The following is a 16,907-nucleotide window of genomic DNA, read 5'->3' as shown; positions in this document are numbered from 1 at the left end:
AGGCGCCACTCCGGCATGAACAATGCGTCACACACTTCTCCTTCATGGGCTCTCGCCAGGGCCATCAGCCTGCTCGAGGCAACGCCGCAGCAGGTCGACCAACCTGGGATTTTCGACCGGCTTGAACAACACATCGTCCGCACCCGCGGCGATGCTTTGATCCCTGACGGTCGGATCGTCACCAACCGCCAGTGCCACGATTGGCACCTGACAACCATAGTCGTTTCTGAGCTGCCGGATCAGTGCAGGACCGCCATTGTCCGGCATAGCCATGTCCACCAATGCCAAATCGAATGCATCTTCATCGAATCGTTCAAGTGCCTCGGAACGCGTGGTGGCCGGCACCACCTGCAGCCCCTGCTCGTCGAGCATGGCGCTGATGGAGTAGATCGATCGCACATCCGAATCCACCAGCAGCACCCGCTGACCCAGTAGAGGATGTTCCACTTCATCCATGCCCAGCGGCGCAGGCTCGGCTGCGGCGGGCTTCAATGCATCTTCCATATGCTCCAATTCCTCTGTTTTTGACAACGCAACCGACGAATAGCGCCGAAGTCGCTGTAGATTCTTTTCCGAAAGCGGTTCACGGCTGTTCAATATCACACGCACATCTTTCAGCGAGCGCAGGCGATCCAGCGCTTCGAGCAGATCCAGGCCATCCTCGCCGGGTAGATCGAAGTCGATGATCAGCACCGTGAAGCTGTGCTCGGCATAGGCCAGCCTGGCCTCCTCGCTGCGCCGGCACTCGGTGACCCGGTAGCCGAGACGCTCGAAATGCTCACGCAGTTGCCGACGCCGCTCAGGGTCCGTCTCGACCAACAGCAATCGCATCGAACTGATTTCCTGACGCGCCAGATCGATGAACAGCCGCTCCAGCTCCGATTGAGCCACAGGTTTGAGCAGGTAGTGCGAGCCGTCATCCGACCAGCCTTGCGGCTGCGGTACGCAAGAGATGATGTATACCGGCGTGTCCTGGTGCCGAGAGTCGGAGCGCAGCACACGATGAACCTGCCAACCGCTGATGTCCGGCAGCAGGATGTCGAGAATGACCGCCGCGAAGCGGTCCTGCTCGAGTGCCTCCAGCCCCTCTTGCCCGGTACCGCAAATCACGCTGGGGAAACCATGGGATTGCCCAACCTCAGCTACCACGGAGGCGAAATCGGCGTCGTCCTCGACAATCAATAAACCGCCGCCCTGGCCGCGACGCTGGGACGGCCGTAGCGTCCGGACCTCCGTGGTCGTCGCCAGTTTCAGGGGCAGTTCGACGGTAAAACTGGAGCCTTGGCCCGGCGCACTCCTGAGCCGGATGCCGCCGCCGAGCACTTCGGCCAGCTGCCGCGCGATGGCCAGGCCAAGTCCTGTGCCGCCGTACTGTCGGCTGATCGAACCATCGATCTGCTGGAACGCCTGGAAGATCCGTTCATGTTGGTCTTCGGCAATGCCGATGCCGGTGTCGGTCACGCAGATCTGCAAAAGATCTTCGCCGACGGGATTTTCGGCAGGTTTTTGCGAGACATGGATGTCCACGGAGCCCTGCTCGGTGAACTTCAAGGCGTTAGTGATGAGGTTACGCAGGATCTGCTGCAGACGGGCGCGATCACTGATGATCGAGACCGGCACATCCGGGTCGATTCGAGAGCCGAGGGTCAGGCCGTTCTGCTCGGCCATCGGCTCGAGTCCGGCCACCAACTCAGCCAACAGCTCGGCCAGGTTGACCGGCTCCGGCTTGATCTGCATATGACCGGCCTCGATCTTGGCCAGATCAAGTACATCGTTGATCAGTTGCAGCAAGTCATGACCGGCACGATGGATGATGTCGGCATGCCGCACCTGCTTTTCGGTCAGGTTGCTCGCGGCGTTCTGCCGCAACTGGTCGCTGAGGATCAGGATGCTGTTGAGCGGCGTGCGCAGCTCGTGGGACATGTTGGCGAGGAATTCGGATTTATAGCGGTTGGCGACGACCAGCTCATTGGCCTGATCACGCAAACGCCGCTCGGCGGCCTTGCGATGGCCGATATCGATCACCACGGCCTGCACCAATTGTTCTTCACCGCTGCGCAGCGGTGACAGGCCAACCTCCACGGGCAACAGATGACCATCCCGATGGCGACCGAACAGTTCGCGGTTTTCGCCCAGACGGCGTGATTCAGCATCCTGCCCGAAACGGTAGCGCACCTCGTGATAGATCTTGCGCATCGACTCGGGGATCAGCAGTTCTACCGGCTGACCCAGCAGCTCTTGCCGGCTATAGCCGAACAGCAGCTCGGTTTGCCGATTGACCATGACGATTCGACCGTCGTGGTCGAACAGCAGGAAGGCGTTCGGCGACGCTTCGACCACATTGCGAAACCGCTCTTCGTCACGCTTGCGCTGCTGAAGATCAACCAGGTTGAGCAAATGATAAATGGCGTTATCGCGCCTGAAGCTGGTCAGGCTCAGCGAAACCGGTATCGGCGTGCCATCTTCGCGTAGCGCCTGGCTCTCCTGATGAGTGGCCTCCAACCGCGGTCCACCGGTGGAATCTACCAGCGCACCGGGAACATAACGATTGAGGCGCTCACCCGCGAGCAGGCCGGCGCTGCTCCCCAGCAGTGCCGCGGCGCTCTGGTTCGCCAGCTCTATTCGGCCCTGGTCGTTACACAGCAAGGTTGCCACCGGCAACTGCTCGATCAACTGACGAAACCAAGCCTCGCGCTCCTGCAGCTGCGCACCTAACGCCTGACTGCTGCGCAGTGCGCGCTCGCGCAAATACAGGTAGCCACCGATCAGCAGGGAGAATAAGATCGCGGCGGTCATGGCGGCCGCCAGGTTGAAGGCCCCGCTGCTTCTGTTCAGGATGGCTTCGTATTCGGGCGTGCTGCCCACCTGCAGCTGCCAGCTGCGACCGTACATGTAGATATTGCGGGTGCGATGAAAGCGCGCATCATCGCTCACCGCCGCTCGGCCCACCAGCAGCGGTTCGTCTGGTATGGCGGCGTCGAACAGCTGCAGCTGGAACAGCTTGCTGCGCGACCCCAGCACACCTTCCATCAGATCGGTCAGTCGAAAAGCCCCGTGCAACGTGCCGGCAAAGGCTGCTTGGCGCTCTTCCAGGGTCGTGACGGGAGCGCCGACCCGGTACAGCGGAAGGTAAAGCAGAATGCCCACCTGGGCGTTCTGTTCGGTTTCCTGCTTGAGTCGCAACGGTCCGGTGAGCATCGGCGTGCCAATGTTGCGCGCCGCCATGATGGCTTCTCGCCGAGTCTCTTCGCTCAGCATGTCGAAGCCCAGCACGCGACGATTGCGCCAATCGAGCGGGTGAATGAAATCCGTAATCAGGTACTCGTCGCGATCGCCAGCCGGGTACATACGAAAATTGCTGCGACCCTCGTTACGCATCTCCGTGAGCAGTGAGGCCAGGTTATCCGCACGCACGTATCGAGCTAGGGCGATCGCCTGGATGCCGGGGTAGAAATCTTGCAGTTGAAGCTGATCGGAGGCCCGGTTCCAATCGTCCAGACTGACGGTATCGCTGCCAACGAAAAGACCGGCTAGGCCACGCATGACCATCTCGTACGCGCGCATGCGCTCGCGCAGGTTGCTTTCGACGTCATTGACCGCCAGATTGAATCGTTGCGCCTGCTCCGCGCGGATCCGTGCTTCCTGTACCTGCCATTGCCAGACGACCCATCCTCCAAGCCCGGCCATCAAGGCCAACGTCACGACCAATGGCAGCCAAGGCTTACGAGAATGGAGAGCAGAACGATCATCCATTCGACCTCCTCAATGCCACCACATGGCTCGTTTGTCACCAGCTTCAGAGTCGTGGATTGCCGAGAGGTTCAATGACAGATGAAGAAAAGAGGGAAAAATGACGTCACTTAAATGGCATAGACGAGCCGTTGCGGCTCGCCTATCAAGGTCGCTTACAGAGGGCGCAGATTGATCTCTACACGCCGATTCTGTGCACGCCCAGCAGCGGTATCGTTGCTGGCGATCGGCTGGCTCGGACCGGCCCCGAAGGATGAGATTCGAGACGCGGCCACGCCGTTGCCTTCCAGGTAGGCGGCAACGCTCCGCGCACGACGGTTGGACAGATCCTGATTGAGCTGTAGCGAGCCCGTGCTGTCGGTATGACCAACGATGTCGATGCCGTTCTTGTTGAATTCCTTGAACACCTGAACCAAGGAGTTCAGGGTCGGGTAGAAGCTGCTGGAAATATCTGCCGAGTTGCTCGGGAAAGTGATGTTACCCGGCATGATCAGCGTCAGGTTGTCGCCCTCGCGCTGGACCTGAACCCCGGTGCCCTGCAGGGTCTGGCGCAGCTTGGCTTCCTGGGTATCGACATAGTAGCCATAGCCGCCACCGGCGGCGCCGCCGACCGCCGCGCCGATCAGGGCGCCTTTGGCACGGTCCTTCTTGCTGGAGGTAGCGGCGCCGATCACTGCGCCGCTGACCGCGCCGATGCCACCGTAGATGCCCGCCTTGCCCGCTTCTCGTTCGCCGGTGTAGGGGTTGTTGGTACAGCCGGCCAGCAGTGCGATGGTGGCGGCGAATGCGGTCAGATTGCTGAGTTTTTTCATGGTGACTTCCTTCATCTGCGGGACGCCAGCCTGCCGGGACTACACGTCCGCAGGCTGAAATGCGCCGCTAGGTTAACACTCAGCCAGCAGTAGAACCGGAACGTGCCGACGAACCCACGACGAATTAAGCACGGACAAAAGGGTTCTCTCGCATCTCGTCACCCAACCGCGTTTGCGGTCCGTGCCCAGTGATGACAGTCGCGTCCTCGTCCAGGCAGTACAGCCTCTGTCTGATCGACCGCTCGATGGTGGCATAATCGCCACCCCAGAGATCGGTCCGGCCGATTCCACGGCGAAAAAGCGTATCCCCGGCAACCAGCAACTTCACGTCAGGGAACCAGAAGCACATCGAGCCCGGCGTATGGCCCGGCGTGTGGAGCGCGACGCCACAGCCGCAGGCCAGTGCCTGATCGTCGGCCAACCAGCAATCCGGGGCCGGCACCGGCGTATAGGGTACCCCGAACAGCCGGCACTGCTGCTCAAGACTGTCCCAGAGGAACTGGTCGTCCTTGTGCAGGTGCAAGGTGGCGCCGGTTCGCTCCTTGATCTGCCCGGACGCGAGGAAGTGATCCAGATGCGCATGGGTGTGAATGACATTGACGACCTTCAATCCCAGGGCATCGATTCGCGCAAGGATCACCTCCGGATCGCCGCCCGGGTCCACGACGACGGCCCGGCCCGTCAACGAATCGCCAATGATCGTGCAATTGCATTGCAGCGGACCGACGGGAAAGGTTTCACTGATCAACGTATGGCCTTTGTCTAGCACCTTGACTCCTCAGGTAACCGAATTTTTTCCGCAAAACAGCCACTACTAACCTATACGGCACACGCAGACGTGTCATTCAGACGGAGAGCCGAGCCATCGACATAGCGGATCTGCAGCGCATCTTCGATGCCCTGCCTGGAATCGTCCTCGTGGTTGCCAACGATGCCGACTACACCATGGTCGCCGCCAGCCAGGAGCGCTTGCGAGCGACCATGGCGCGTCGTGAAGACATCATTGGCCGCCCGCTGTTCGAGGCCTATCACGGCGGCGACGCCTCGGTGTCAACGTCCCCCGGCTACGATCTGCTGCGCGCATCGTTGGCGGAGGTCGCGCGCACCGGACGCCTACAACACCTCAAGACGGTCGGCTATCCACTGCGGCGTCCGCACGGCGAAGGCACCCGTGACGAAAATCGCTATTGGGACGTGGTCAATGTGCCGGTGCTGGATGAACAAGGCCAGGTCAGCTACATCATCCACCAGGCCGAAGACGTCACCGAAAGCCTTCTTGAGCAGGAGTCTGCGGCGCTACGCCTGCGCGAGAGCGACGAGCGCCTGAACGCGGCACTGCTGGCCTCCGGCACCGGTACTTTCTATTGGGATCTGCGCAACAATCGCCTGGACATGGACCTGCCCATGCAGCGCCTGTTCGGCCTGGAGGGCCTGACCTCAGGCTGGCTCAACGACCTTCTCGACACGATCCACCCTGATGATCGGGACAGCATCGCCCAGCAGTGCGAGCGCTGTGCACGCTACGGGGACGATTTCGAGATGCAATTCAGGGTCAGACTGCCGGAGGGCAACGAGCGCTGGATATTCGACAAGGGCCAGACCTTCACCGACGCCAACGGCAGACCCTCATACATGGTCGGTGCTTGTCTCGACATTACTCAGCACAAGCGTACCGAACGAGCACTGCACCGCCTCAACGAAACCCTCGAGCAGCGCGTCAACGCTGAAGTCGCAGCACGCGCCAAGACTGAGGCGGCGCTGCGGCAGTCGCAGAAAATGGAAGCGGTCGGCCAGCTGACCGGCGGCCTGGCGCACGATTTCAACAACCTCCTGGCGGGCGTAATCGGCTCGCTGGAGCTGCTATCGGTTCGCCTGGATCAGGGCCGCACCGACGACCTGCAGCGTTATATCCGCAGCGCGCTGACCTCCGCCACTCGCGCGACCGCGCTCACCCACCGCCTGCTGGCTTTTTCACGACGCCAGACGCTCGACCCCAGCCCCACCGATCTCAACACCCTGATAGAAGGCATGATGGAGCTGCTGCAACGCACCATCGGGCCAATGGTGAGCTATTCGACGCAGTTGTCGGACGAACTCTGGCTCACCCTCTGTGACACCAACCAGCTGGAAAACGCCTTGCTGAACCTCACCATCAACGCCCGCGATGCGATGCCTGATGGTGGTCAGTTGACGCTGATCAGCGAAAACCTGCGACTGGACGAGCCGCTCGCCCAGGAAATCGGCCTGCAATCCGGTGAGTACGTCGCACTCGGCGTCCGCGATACGGGCGTCGGCATTCCTCCGGAAAAGCTCGGCTACGTCTTCGATCCGTTCTACACCACCAAACCTCTGGGCGAAGGTACGGGGCTCGGCTTATCCATGGTCTACGGCTTCGCCAAGCAATCGGGCGGAGGCGTGCGTATCGAGAGCACGGTGGGCGAAGGCACCAGTGTCTGGATCTACTTGCCCCGCCACCACGGCCAGTCGACCAGCCTGCATGCGCCGTCCACTACGGACCTGCCACCCGCTTCGGTCGAAGGGCGTACCGTTCTGGTGGTGGATGACGAACCAAACGTCCGTATGCTGGTGACGGAGGTGCTGCAGGAAATGGGGCTGAACACCCTGGAAGCGGCGGAAGGTCCCAGCGGCCTGCGCATTCTCGAGAGCGATGCACATCTGGATCTGCTGATATCGGATATCGGGCTGCCCGGCGGCATGAACGGGCGGCAACTCGCCGATGCCGCCCGGGAAAAGCGGCCGTCCTTGCGCGTGCTATTCATCACCGGCTACGCCGAGAGCTCGGTGCTACAGCGCAGCAACGCCTCGTACGACTACGAGGTCCTGACCAAGCCGTTCAGCATCTCGAACCTCGAAGACAAAGTCCGCAGCATGCTGGAGCCCGGTCAGGAGCCAGACGACGCCTAGCTCCTTTCCCGTCTCGTTGCTAGATCGAGGAGATGGCGTGACTGCCCTCTTCCAGCCAGCGCGCGATGTCGACCCGGATACGCTTCTTGTCCAGCTTGCCGACACTGGTCTTGGGAATGTCAGCTACCACCGCGATCTGCTGCGGAATCGCCCACTTATTGATCTGCCCCTGCTCCACCGCAGGCTCGAGAAAGCGCTGCAGCGTACGCGCATCGAGCTGTTTGCCCTCGCACAGCACAACCAGGGCGAATGGGCGTTCGCCCCAGCGCTCGTCAGGCACACCCACCACCGCCACGTCGCGTACAGCCTCGTGACGACTGATCAAGCCTTCAATCGCCAGCGAGGAAACCCACTCGCCGCCGGTCTTGATGACATCCTTGATGCGATCGCGAATGTCGATGTTACCCATCTCGTCGACGGTCGCGACGTCGCCGGTATGCAGCCATCCGCCAGCCCATAGCTCTTCGCTCTTTTCAAGATTGCCGGCATAGCCCTGAGTCAGCCAGGGCGCCCGAAGCACCAACTCGCCCTGGGATACGCCGTCGGCTGGTAGAAAACTGCCGTCCGGTGCCTGGATGGCGGCATCGACCAGCACCACCGACACCCCAGCCTTGAGGCGGTAGCTACTCTGCTCGTCCTCGCTGGCCTCACGCAGCTCATCATTGATATGGGCACCGGAAATCAGCGGGCAGGTTTCCGACATGCCATAGGCAGCCACCAGCTGCATGCCGCAGGCACGGGCTGATTCGTAGAGACCACGGGTCAGCGCACTGCCGCCGATGGTGATTTTCCAGCCGTTGAAGTCCGTGCCCTTCGCCGCCTTGGCGTTGAGCAGCATCTGAACGATAGTCGGCACGCAATGCGAGAAAGTGACCTTCTCCTTGCGCCACAGCTCGATCAGCAATTCTGGATCGTAGCGCCCAGGATAGACCTGCTTGAGGCCCATCATCGTCGCCACGTACGGCAGCCCCCAGGCATGCACGTGGAACATCGGCGTGATCGGCATGTAGACGTCGCCCGCCGCCATCAGCTGGGGATTCTCGCGACAGCCGACCGTTATCGCTCCGGCAAGGGTATGCAGGACTAACTGGCGATGGGTGAAATAAACGCCCTTGGGATCTCCGGTGGTGCCGGTGGTGTAGAAGGTCGTCGCCACCGAGTTCTCATCGAAGTCCGGGAAATCGTAGTGCGGCTGCGCCTCGGCAAGCAGGCTTTCATACTCGCCCACGCAGTTGGGCAGATCGCAGGTCTTGTCATCGGCATCGGTAATCAGCAGCGTTTTATCGACCGTGGTGAGCTGCCCGGCGATCGCCTGATACAGGGGCGCGAATTCGCTGTTGACCAGAACGAAGCGATCTTCGGCATGATTCATGGTGTAGAGGATCTGCTCCGGAGACAGGCGCACGTTGATGGTATGAACCACCGCACCAATCATCGGGATGGCGAACATACATTCGAGGTAGCGATGACTGTCCCAGTCCATGACCGCCACGGTGTCACCCGCCTTGACCCCGGCGGCGGTCAGTACGTTGGCGAGCCGGGCAATGCGCTGATTGAGGGTGCGATAGTCGAAACGCACCTGATCACGGTAGACGATCTCACGAGTGCGCTCATAACGCTGGCCCGACAACAGCAGGCTCTTGATCAACAGGGGATACTGGTAGGCATTCGCGGCGGGTTTGATCACTCGGGTCTGCAACATAGGGCTTCCTGTTATTGATGTTATGAGAGGCACGCTGGACACGGCGTCGGATGTTCGCCGCGCAAACCGTCGCGCGGCGTCCCGAGTCGACAGTCAACCTGGCCGTCGTTCAACGCGTCGAGGCCCGCTGTGTAACAGCCGATTGCATAACCCGGCGATCAGGCAATCTCGCTTGCCGCCAGGCGGACGCCAAGGCCGATCAGCACCGCGCCGGTGACCCGATCGAACCAGTGCCCCATGCGCGCGAAGCCTGCCCGCACGCGCTCGCGGCTGAACAGCCAGGCCACCAGGCAGAACCACAAGCCGGTAGCGAACGCCAGATATACCCCATAGCCCGCCTGAACGGCGAGTGGGGTATGGGGGTCGATAACCACTGTGAATAGCGACAGAAAAAATAGTGTGGCCTTGGGATTCAAGCCGTTGGTAACGAAACCCACCGTAAAGGCACGTCTGCGGGATTGTGCTCCGCCAGTGCCGGGCGGTGGCAGATCGCCGACCGCAACGGGCTTGGCGCGTAGCGCTTGAACACCGAGATAGAACAGATAACCGGCTGCCAGCCACTTGAATAGGTTGAACAGCACGATCGACTGCGAGACGATCAGGCCAATACCAAGCAACGAATAACCCACGTGTAGCAAAATACCGCTGCCCACACCGATAGCCGTCCAGCTGCCGCTGCGCTGACCACGGGTCACACTTTCACGCACGACCACCGCAAAGTCCGGCCCGGGACTGGCCACAGCAAGCAGATGAACCAGCGCCACGGTAAGAAACTCCATCCAATACATCTAGCGACTCCGCTATTTCCGGGGCGGGACATCCGCCCGCTGATTCATACGAGTAAAGTCCATGAGCAATCGCCGCGCTGTATTCCTCGATCTATCCCCACTCGACCAGGGCGACCTGGACCTGGCTGCGCTGCGGTCGACCTTCGATGAACTGAGCTGCCATGCGCAGACCAGCGACTCGCAGATCGTCGAACGGCTGCAGGGCGCCCAAGTCGCCATCGTTAACAAGGTGCCACTGAACGAAGCAGCGCTCGCCGCCTGTCCGGAGCTCAAGCTGATCCTAGTAGCCGCGACCGGCGTCAACAACATCGACTTGGTCGCCGCCAAACAGCGCGGCATCGCGGTCTGCAACTGCCAGGCCTATGGCACCGCCACCGTGGCCCAGCACACCTTGATGCTACTGCTCGCGCTGGCCACACGGCTACCCGATTATCAAGGCGCCGTCGCCCGAGGTCGCTGGCAGGAAAGCGGGCAGTTCTGCCTACTGGATTTTCCCATCGTCGAGCTCGCCGGCAAGACCCTCGGCGTGCTCGGTCACGGCGAGCTGGGCAGCGCCGTCGCCAGACTGGCCGAGGCGCTGGGCATGCGGGTGCTGACCGGCAACCTGCCTGGCCGCCCGCCACGCGCCGACCGCCTGGACCTCGACGAACTGCTGCCACAGATCGACGCCCTGACGCTGCATTGCCCGCTGACCGAGCAGACACGCGACCTCATCGGAGCACGCGAGCTGCGATTGATGAAGCCCACGGCATTCATCATCAATACCGCCCGTGGCGGCTTAATTGATGAACAGGCGCTGGCTGACACATTGCGCAGCGGACATTTGGGCGGCGCCGCCACCGATGTGCTCACCAGCGAGCCACCCAGCAACGACAACCCACTGCTGGCTGCGGACGTGCCGCGCCTGATCGTGACGCCACATAGCGCCTGGGGCAGCCGTGAAGCACGGCAGCGCATCGTTGATCAAATGTGTGAGAACGCCGAAGCGTTTTTCGCCGGCTCGCCGAAGCGTCAGATCGGCTGACGCTTCTGCTGCCAGGGACAAGGCTGCTAAGCTCGCCAGCTTTTGTCCGGAGGCATCATGGACCCCCGAAGCGAAGTACTGCTGCGTCAGGCCGAACTCTTCAGCGGCGAGCTGTTGCTTGCCGGGCTGCCGGCCGACGACCTGCTCGGCCAGCTGCCCGGAGCCATCGGCTGGAGCTGGCACGCAGGCGAACAGCAGTGGCTGCAGACTCGCTTCGCCGGGCGCTGCACATTCGGTGTCGAGCCCCCATCGGCCGCGTTCGACGCTGCCGTGCTGTTTCTGCCCAAGTCACGTGAGCTGACCGATTACTTGCTGAACGCGTTGGCGGCGCGGTTACCGGGACGTTTGCTGTATCTGGTCGGAGAAAAGCGCGCAGGCGTCGAGCGCGCCGCCAGACAGCTGTCGCCGTTCGGCGAGGCTCGCAAGCTCGACAGCGCCCGCCATTGCCAATTGTGGCAGGTCAAGATAGCGAACAGTCCGCCGGCGCCCGAGTTGGAAACCCTTGCACAGCGCTTCGAACTCGACCTGGCTGACGGCCCGCTGCAGGTCGTCAGCCTGCCCGGCGTGTTCAGCCATGGCCGACTCGATCGTGGCACCGCTCTGCTGCTGGAACGGCTCGACGATCTGCCTACCGGCCGGCTGCTGGATTTCGGCTGCGGTGCAGGCGTCATCGGTGCGTCGCTGAAGAGACGTTATCCGCAAAGCGAGGTGGTGTTGCTGGACGTCGATGCGTTCGCCGTCCAGAGCAGCCGCATGACGCTGGCAGCCAACCAGTTACAGGCCCAGGTCATTGCCGGCGATGGCATTGACGCGGCGCCAGACGACTGCGCTGCGATCATCAGCAATCCGCCGTTCCATCAGGGCGTGCATACCCACTACGCCGCCAGCGAAACACTGCTGCAACGTGCCGCCAGTCATCTGCGACCCAACGGCGAGTTGCGCCTGGTAGCCAATGCCTTCCTCAAGTATCCGCCACTGATCGAGGCCCATCTGGGCCATTGCGAGACGCTGAGCAATGCGGAGGGCTTCCGCATCTACCGTGCACAGCGCGCCTGATCGACTTGCACTACACGCCGCGCTTGGGCAAACTCGCGCCCGTCCTGGGGGAGTAGTCTCCGGCGAGCGCCCTGCTCGCCTGGCATGCGTCAACACACTTGGTCCACAGACCATGGCGCATGCGACCCGCGCGGCCTGTTCACGCAGCCTCGCCTGGTTTGACAAGACCCATGACACGTACACCTGACCCGGGGCGGGCAGGCGGTGCGTGTCATGGTGATTTCGTCGACCCGCCCCCGCAAGGAAGTTCGCTTGGAATCGTTCTACATCCCAACCCTGATCGTTGCTCTGGCCGAGATCGGCGACAAGACGCAACTGCTCGCCCTGCTGCTGGCGGCCCGCTACCGGCGCCCGCTGCCGATCATCTGGGGTATCGTCGTCGCCACGCTGGCCAACCATGCCGCAGCCGGAGCCGTCGGCAACTGGGTTTCATCGCTGGTCTCTCCGACCATTCTCAGCTGGATTCTCGCCGCCTCCTTTGCCGCCGTGGCGCTGTGGACGCTAGTACCGGACAAACTGGAGGAAGACGAAGCCTCGCGCGGTCGGCGCTTCGGTCCCTTCGCTGCCACCCTCATCGCGTTCTTTCTGGCGGAGATGGGTGACAAAACCCAGGTCGCAACCGTCATGCTCGCTGCGCAATACCCCAATTTCGTCTTGGTAATCATCGGCACCACCCTGGGCATGCTGATCGCCAACGTACCGGTGGTACTGGCTGGAAATTTCGCAGCCGATCGCATGCCGCTTACCCTGATTCGCCGTGTTGCCGCCGCTGGCTTCGCCGCGTTGGCGCTGTATGCCGTCTATCAGGCCCTGACCTTGAGCGGCACGCTTCCAGTCTGATACGCAGCGCAAATTGCCATGTCGCCGGTGCTGTTAGAGTGAGTCTTCACCGCATTCTGGCGGCACTTGAGGGGAGCAAGCGGCATGTCACCGGAGGAACGAAAACGGAGGGTGCAGCAGCACATCGACCTGAGCTGGAGTAAAGGTCGTCTGGCACTGGCCGAACAACTGCAGAGTCGTTACTTCAGTTACAGGAGCTCGTTCATCGCACAACCGGTCAACAGTGCCGGTTTCGGTCTGATCGTGCGCGAGATCCGCCAGGCGCTCCCGGACCTCGAGGTAGTGGTGGATGAATGCCTCAGCGAAGGCAATCGCGTAGTCACCTCAAGCACCCTATTCGGTACGCTGGAAAAACCGGTGTTCGGCCTCGCGCCGAGCGGCAAGATTCTCACCGTCGCCGCCATGTCGATCTGGACGCTCAACCCCGGAGGCGACATTGAAGAAATCAACACGCTGTTCGACCTCGAAAGCGCGCGTAAACAACTGGGCATGGACAGCCCCATCCCGGTAATGCTGCCACCGACCTGATCCGGGCGATGACAGCTGCCGCCCTCAGCGTCGCTGCTGGTACAGCGGCATGACCTTCGGAATGTTCTGTTGCAGCGCCTGCGTGCGGCTGCTCGAAGACGGGTGCGTGCTGAGGAATTCCGGCGGGGCCGAGCCACCGGCAGCGGCCATCTTCTGCCACAGGCTGACCGCCGCATTCGGGTTATAGCCCGCGCGCGCCGCCAACTCCAATCCAATCAGGTCGGCCTCGTTTTCGTTACTGCGGCTATTAGGCAACGTCATCAGGTATTCAACGCCCATGTTGGCGAGCTGCAGACTGCCATCGCCAACCCCGAACGCCGAACCGATCTGTGTAGCCATCTGCACGCCGTAAGCCTTGGACATCGCCTCGCGGCCGTGTTCGCGCAGCGCGTGGGCGATTTCATGGCCCATCACCGCAGCGATCTCGTCGTCGGTCAGCTTCAGTTTTTCGATCAGCCCCGTGTAGAAAATGATCTTGCCGCCCGGGCCGCAGTTGGCGTTCAGTTCCGGACTGTCGATCACGTTGACGTCCCAGTCCCATTGCGCCGCGTCCGGGCGAAAGGCCGGTACTTCGGCGATCAGCCGTTGAGCGATGGCATTGACGCGTTTGCTGATGGCGCTGTTTTTTTCCAGCATGCCCTTCTTCGACGCCTCGCTCAGGGTCTGCTGGTAGGACTGGGCATACATCTGATTGACCTGTTCGGTCGACAACATGCTGAACATGTACTGTTTGCGATCGACCCCGACCGCACCGCCACTGGTGGTATTGACGGCCTGACAACCGACGAGCACGGAGGTCGCCAGAAAAAGAGCTAATGGATGCCGCTTGAGCATGTCGCGTCTCCCGTTGATTCTGCGCCGTATGCTAGAGCGAGCCCGGCGGCCGAGCAACCGGCCTGCTTGGCTTGCGGCTAGTTCACCGGTGTCAGGCATTCTGGAGCATCCAGCTTGGGGTCATTGACTAAGGTCGCCAGGGGGCGCTCGCGTAGCGCCGGCTGCGGTGCGGCCAGCAGGGACTGCAGCGCCTCAGGCGAGCTCTGCGGATCGAGCCAGGTAGCCATCGCAGCCTGATCCAGCATCAATGGCCGCCGCTGATTCGCTGCGGGCAGCGTCACCACAGCCGCGCTGAGGTAGGTATGCCCGTGCACCGGATAGGCCTCCCAGATGGCTGCGAAATACAGCAGCGAATCTTCTCCAGTCATCCAGTAGGGCCGTTTGCGAGCGGTGCCGCGCCATTCGTAAAAGCCGTTGGCGGGCAGCACACCCCGGCGCAGGCGATAGGCGTCACGAAACATCGGCTGCTCGGCCAAGGTTTCTGCCCGCGCCTGCGCTGGCGTCCGGGTGAAATCGGTCAACCAGGCCGGGGTTAGCCCCCACCGCACACTGTCGAGTTGCAGCACGTCGTCGATCTGCCGCAGCAGCAAGACCGACGCACCGGGCGACAAGCTCCAGTGCGGTTGTTGATCGGCGGGAAAACCAGGCAGCGCGGCAAAGGCCGGGCTCCAGCGAAACAGCGCATAGCGGCCACACATGGAAACGGGACTCGTAGGAGAAAGATCGACGGCGCCGGCCTCAGGGCACGGCTGTGGCCATTGATTCGGCCAGTATCAGCAGATGAGCTCGCCCGGATAGCTTTCCGGCTCGTCACCCGGCAGCGGCTCGGCGCCATTGTACTCAGCGATCAGCCGTCGCGCGCGCTCGGCCTGCTCATCGTCGACCATCAACCCGAGCAGACCGGCAGCCGGCAATTCGCCCATCGCACCGATCAGGTGCCGCCCGCTCAGAAACACCTCGATGCCCTCGGCGATCAACATGCCGCGCAGCATCTCGGCCTCGAGCAGGTCGCGCGGCTCGTAAACGCGCTGCACCTATTCATCCTCCCGCAGCACATCGAGTTGCCAGTCGGTACCGTCGGTCCGTAGATCGAAAATGATCGGCCGGCAACAGACCGGACAATCCTCGATGTAACGCTGGTCCCCACCACTCAGGTCAAGCAGCGCGTCCACTGCTTCGCCACAATAGGGGCATTGGTAGTCCTGTGATTCCAGCATCAGCGTCTCCTGCCTGACTTGCCGCTATAATCGCCGTCCAGTCTGTTGAGAATGCGCCCGTCGCGTAGCCTCCCGAAGGGCGGCCCTGCTTGGAGCATAGCGGTGTAACTCGCCGCCCGTTGCGAATGAACAAACCGGACGACTCGCGTCCTGCTCAGCGCTTGCGCCGAGACCGCACCGAAACGCCAACAGACCTAATTTCGACCCCAACATGAGTGGGGTCATTCAGTTGTTTCCCTTACAGAGAGCATGATGGACGAATTCGAAGCCATCCGACCCTACGCCGACGCTGAAGTCCCTGCCGTGATGGCGCGACTGTTCGCCGACCGAGAGTTCCTCGATATTCTGGCGCACTTCCGCTTTCCGCGGCTGGCCGGCCCGATGGGCTGGTTGCTGAAACCCCTTATCGCGCAACGCCTGCGGCGCGAGTTCGCCAGCATCCATTCGGTCGACACGCTGCAGGCGCGGATCGAGATGTATCTCGAACGCACCATCGAACGAGCCACGGATGGCATCACTTATTCCGGGCTTGAAAAAATCCAGCCCGGCTGCGCCTATCTATTTCTGGCCAACCACCGAGACATCGTGATGGATCCGGCCTTCGTCAATTACGCGGTATTCCAAGCCAAGATGCGCACACCGCGCATCGCTATCGGCGATAACCTGCTGCAACGCCCCTTCGTCAGCGACCTGATGCGGCTGAACAAGAGCTTCATCGTGCGCCGCTCGGTGACAGGTCGACGCGAGAAGCTCGCGGCTTACCAGGTGCTCTCCGCCTACATCAACCACTCGATCCTCAACGACGGCGAATCGATCTGGATTGCGCAAGCCGAAGGTCGCGCCAAGGATGGTGACGATCGCACCGACTCGGCAATACTGAAAATGCTGCACATGAGCCGCAAGGACGAACCTTTTGCCGAAGCCATGGCCGCCCTGCGTCCCACCCCGGTCTCGATCAGCTACGAGTACGACCCCTGCGATCAGGCCAAGGCTCGCGAGCTTTACATCCGCGCCACCACCGGCACCTACACCAAGGCACCGGGAGAGGATGACACCAGCATTGCCTTGGGTATCACCGGCTACAAAGGCCGCGTGCACGTCAGCTTCGGCACACCGATCACCGACGTCCCGAGCGATGCCAAGCAACTGGCGCTCGCGATCGACCAGCAGATTCTCTGCGACTACCGCCTGTTCCCGGTAAATTATCTGGCGTACCAGATCTGGGACGGACGCGATACGGAGCTATCGATACCCGAGCTCGGCGAACTGTTCAGTCGCGAAGAAATCGCGCGTGCCGAGGCTGAATGGAGCAAGCGCCTGGCCGCATGTCCCAGCGTGCAACAGCCTTACCTGATCCAGCAGTACGCCACTCCGGTACGTAATCAGCACAGGCTGAAGGCAGGCTTGAGCCTCTGATCGCCAAGAGCGACC

The 16,907-nt window shown here is 61.8% G+C and carries 15 protein-coding genes and 1 riboswitch; of the genes, 6 read left to right on the top strand and 9 right to left on the bottom strand.

Annotation, left to right across the window (positions count from 1 at the left end):
* Positions 1-42: 42 nt before the first annotated feature.
* From ACL0K2_RS18115 to ACL0K2_RS18105, 3 genes are all read right to left on the bottom strand, one after another.
* A complete protein-coding gene (locus ACL0K2_RS18115) occupies positions 43-3,753 on the bottom strand; it encodes a CHASE domain-containing protein (RefSeq protein WP_239610869.1) in 3,711 nt (1,236 codons plus the stop codon).
* Between the two features lie 152 nt (positions 3,754-3,905).
* Positions 3,906-4,562, bottom strand: a complete 657-nt coding sequence (locus tag ACL0K2_RS18110; protein ID WP_239610871.1) for an OmpA family protein — start codon at positions 4,560-4,562, stop codon at positions 3,906-3,908.
* Positions 4,563-4,686: 124 nt separating this feature from the next.
* Positions 4,687-5,331 carry an MBL fold metallo-hydrolase gene (locus tag ACL0K2_RS18105; protein WP_045160901.1) on the bottom strand — a complete coding sequence of 215 codons (645 nt, stop codon included), beginning with the start codon at positions 5,329-5,331 and terminating at the stop codon, positions 4,687-4,689.
* A 74-nt stretch (positions 5,332-5,405) separates the two neighbouring features.
* On the opposite strand from ACL0K2_RS18105, the gene ACL0K2_RS18100 reads away from it, so the two are divergent.
* Positions 5,406-7,487, top strand: a complete 2,082-nt coding sequence (locus ACL0K2_RS18100; protein WP_336434153.1) for an ATP-binding protein — start codon at positions 5,406-5,408, stop codon at positions 7,485-7,487.
* Positions 7,488-7,506: 19 nt separating this feature from the next.
* Here the strand turns inward: ACL0K2_RS18100 and ACL0K2_RS18095 are convergent, their stop codons facing one another.
* Complete coding sequence (locus ACL0K2_RS18095; protein ID WP_413043166.1) at positions 7,507-9,189, bottom strand: fatty acid--CoA ligase; 1,683 nt, start codon at positions 9,187-9,189, stop codon at positions 7,507-7,509.
* A 158-nt stretch (positions 9,190-9,347) separates the two neighbouring features.
* Entirely contained in the window at positions 9,348-9,977 is a 630-nt protein-coding gene (locus ACL0K2_RS18090; protein WP_413043165.1) for a LysE family translocator, read from the bottom strand.
* Between the two features lie 61 nt (positions 9,978-10,038).
* Here ACL0K2_RS18090 and ACL0K2_RS18085 point away from each other — a divergent pair, with 61 nt between their 5' ends.
* The 4 genes from ACL0K2_RS18085 to ACL0K2_RS18070 all read left to right on the top strand — a co-directional run bounded on the left by ACL0K2_RS18085 (position 10,039) and on the right by ACL0K2_RS18070 (position 13,425).
* On the top strand, positions 10,039-11,001 hold the full coding sequence (locus ACL0K2_RS18085) for a 2-hydroxyacid dehydrogenase (RefSeq protein ID WP_413043164.1): 963 nt from the start codon (positions 10,039-10,041) through the stop codon (positions 10,999-11,001).
* A gap of 57 nt (positions 11,002-11,058) precedes the next feature.
* Positions 11,059-12,057, top strand: a complete 999-nt coding sequence (locus ACL0K2_RS18080; protein ID WP_045160896.1) for a class I SAM-dependent methyltransferase — start codon at positions 11,059-11,061, stop codon at positions 12,055-12,057.
* A gap of 28 nt (positions 12,058-12,085) precedes the next feature.
* Positions 12,086-12,290: riboswitch (yybP-ykoY riboswitch) on the top strand.
* Between the two features lie 19 nt (positions 12,291-12,309).
* Positions 12,310-12,897 (top strand): TMEM165/GDT1 family protein, encoded by a 588-nt coding sequence (locus ACL0K2_RS18075; protein ID WP_239611581.1) that lies wholly within the window; start codon positions 12,310-12,312, stop codon positions 12,895-12,897.
* A gap of 84 nt (positions 12,898-12,981) precedes the next feature.
* Positions 12,982-13,425 (top strand): ester cyclase, encoded by a 444-nt coding sequence (locus tag ACL0K2_RS18070; RefSeq protein WP_413043163.1) that lies wholly within the window; start codon positions 12,982-12,984, stop codon positions 13,423-13,425.
* Positions 13,426-13,449: 24 nt separating this feature from the next.
* Here ACL0K2_RS18070 and ACL0K2_RS18065 read toward each other — a convergent pair whose 3' ends face one another.
* From ACL0K2_RS18065 to ACL0K2_RS18050, 4 genes are all read right to left on the bottom strand, one after another.
* A complete protein-coding gene (locus tag ACL0K2_RS18065; RefSeq protein WP_045160894.1) occupies positions 13,450-14,259 on the bottom strand; it encodes a M48 family metallopeptidase in 810 nt (269 codons plus the stop codon).
* 77 nt (positions 14,260-14,336) lie between these two features.
* The gene (locus tag ACL0K2_RS18060; RefSeq protein WP_413043162.1) at positions 14,337-14,957 is read right to left on the bottom strand and encodes an SOS response-associated peptidase; all 621 of its coding nucleotides are present in this window, start codon (positions 14,955-14,957) and stop codon (positions 14,337-14,339) included.
* A gap of 75 nt (positions 14,958-15,032) precedes the next feature.
* Positions 15,033-15,293 carry a DUF2007 domain-containing protein gene (locus ACL0K2_RS18055; protein WP_045160892.1) on the bottom strand — a complete coding sequence of 87 codons (261 nt, stop codon included), beginning with the start codon at positions 15,291-15,293 and terminating at the stop codon, positions 15,033-15,035.
* Positions 15,294-15,476 carry a CPXCG motif-containing cysteine-rich protein gene (locus ACL0K2_RS18050; protein ID WP_045160891.1) on the bottom strand — a complete coding sequence of 61 codons (183 nt, stop codon included), beginning with the start codon at positions 15,474-15,476 and terminating at the stop codon, positions 15,294-15,296.
* Between the two features lie 252 nt (positions 15,477-15,728).
* Here ACL0K2_RS18050 and ACL0K2_RS18045 point away from each other — a divergent pair, with 252 nt between their 5' ends.
* Complete coding sequence (locus ACL0K2_RS18045) at positions 15,729-16,892, top strand: 1-acyl-sn-glycerol-3-phosphate acyltransferase (RefSeq protein ID WP_196298636.1); 1,164 nt, start codon at positions 15,729-15,731, stop codon at positions 16,890-16,892.
* Positions 16,893-16,907 lie beyond the last annotated feature (15 nt).

The sequence above is a fragment of the Pseudomonas sp. YJ42 genome (genome assembly GCF_047225135.1).
GTDB classification, from domain to species: Bacteria; Pseudomonadota; Gammaproteobacteria; order Pseudomonadales; family Pseudomonadaceae; genus Stutzerimonas; species Stutzerimonas stutzeri_E.
Note: the sequence above shows the minus strand (reverse complement) of the source record. Positions and strands in the feature narration are given on the sequence as shown.

What these genes read in the sequence shown, in the direction of transcription:
- ACL0K2_RS18115 (WP_239610869.1), bottom strand. Translation starts at nt 3,753, where the DNA reads ATGGATGATCGTTCTGCTCTCCATTCTCGTAAGCCTTGGCTGCCATTG.
- ACL0K2_RS18110 (WP_239610871.1), bottom strand. Translation starts at nt 4,562, where the DNA reads ATGAAAAAACTCAGCAATCTGACCGCATTCGCCGCCACCATCGCACTG.
- ACL0K2_RS18095 (WP_413043166.1), bottom strand. Translation starts at nt 9,189, where the DNA reads ATGTTGCAGACCCGAGTGATCAAACCCGCCGCGAATGCCTACCAGTAT.
- ACL0K2_RS18090 (WP_413043165.1), bottom strand. Translation starts at nt 9,977, where the DNA reads ATGTATTGGATGGAGTTTCTTACCGTGGCGCTGGTTCATCTGCTTGCT.
- ACL0K2_RS18085 (WP_413043164.1), top strand. Translation starts at nt 10,039, where the DNA reads ATGAGCAATCGCCGCGCTGTATTCCTCGATCTATCCCCACTCGACCAG.
- ACL0K2_RS18080 (WP_045160896.1), top strand. Translation starts at nt 11,059, where the DNA reads ATGGACCCCCGAAGCGAAGTACTGCTGCGTCAGGCCGAACTCTTCAGC.
- ACL0K2_RS18070 (WP_413043163.1), top strand. Translation starts at nt 12,982, where the DNA reads ATGTCACCGGAGGAACGAAAACGGAGGGTGCAGCAGCACATCGACCTG.
- ACL0K2_RS18065 (WP_045160894.1), bottom strand. Translation starts at nt 14,259, where the DNA reads ATGCTCAAGCGGCATCCATTAGCTCTTTTTCTGGCGACCTCCGTGCTC.
- ACL0K2_RS18060 (WP_413043162.1), bottom strand. Translation starts at nt 14,957, where the DNA reads ATGTGTGGCCGCTATGCGCTGTTTCGCTGGAGCCCGGCCTTTGCCGCG.
- ACL0K2_RS18050 (WP_045160891.1), bottom strand. Translation starts at nt 15,476, where the DNA reads ATGCTGGAATCACAGGACTACCAATGCCCCTATTGTGGCGAAGCAGTG.
- ACL0K2_RS18045 (WP_196298636.1), top strand. Translation starts at nt 15,729, where the DNA reads ATGGACGAATTCGAAGCCATCCGACCCTACGCCGACGCTGAAGTCCCT.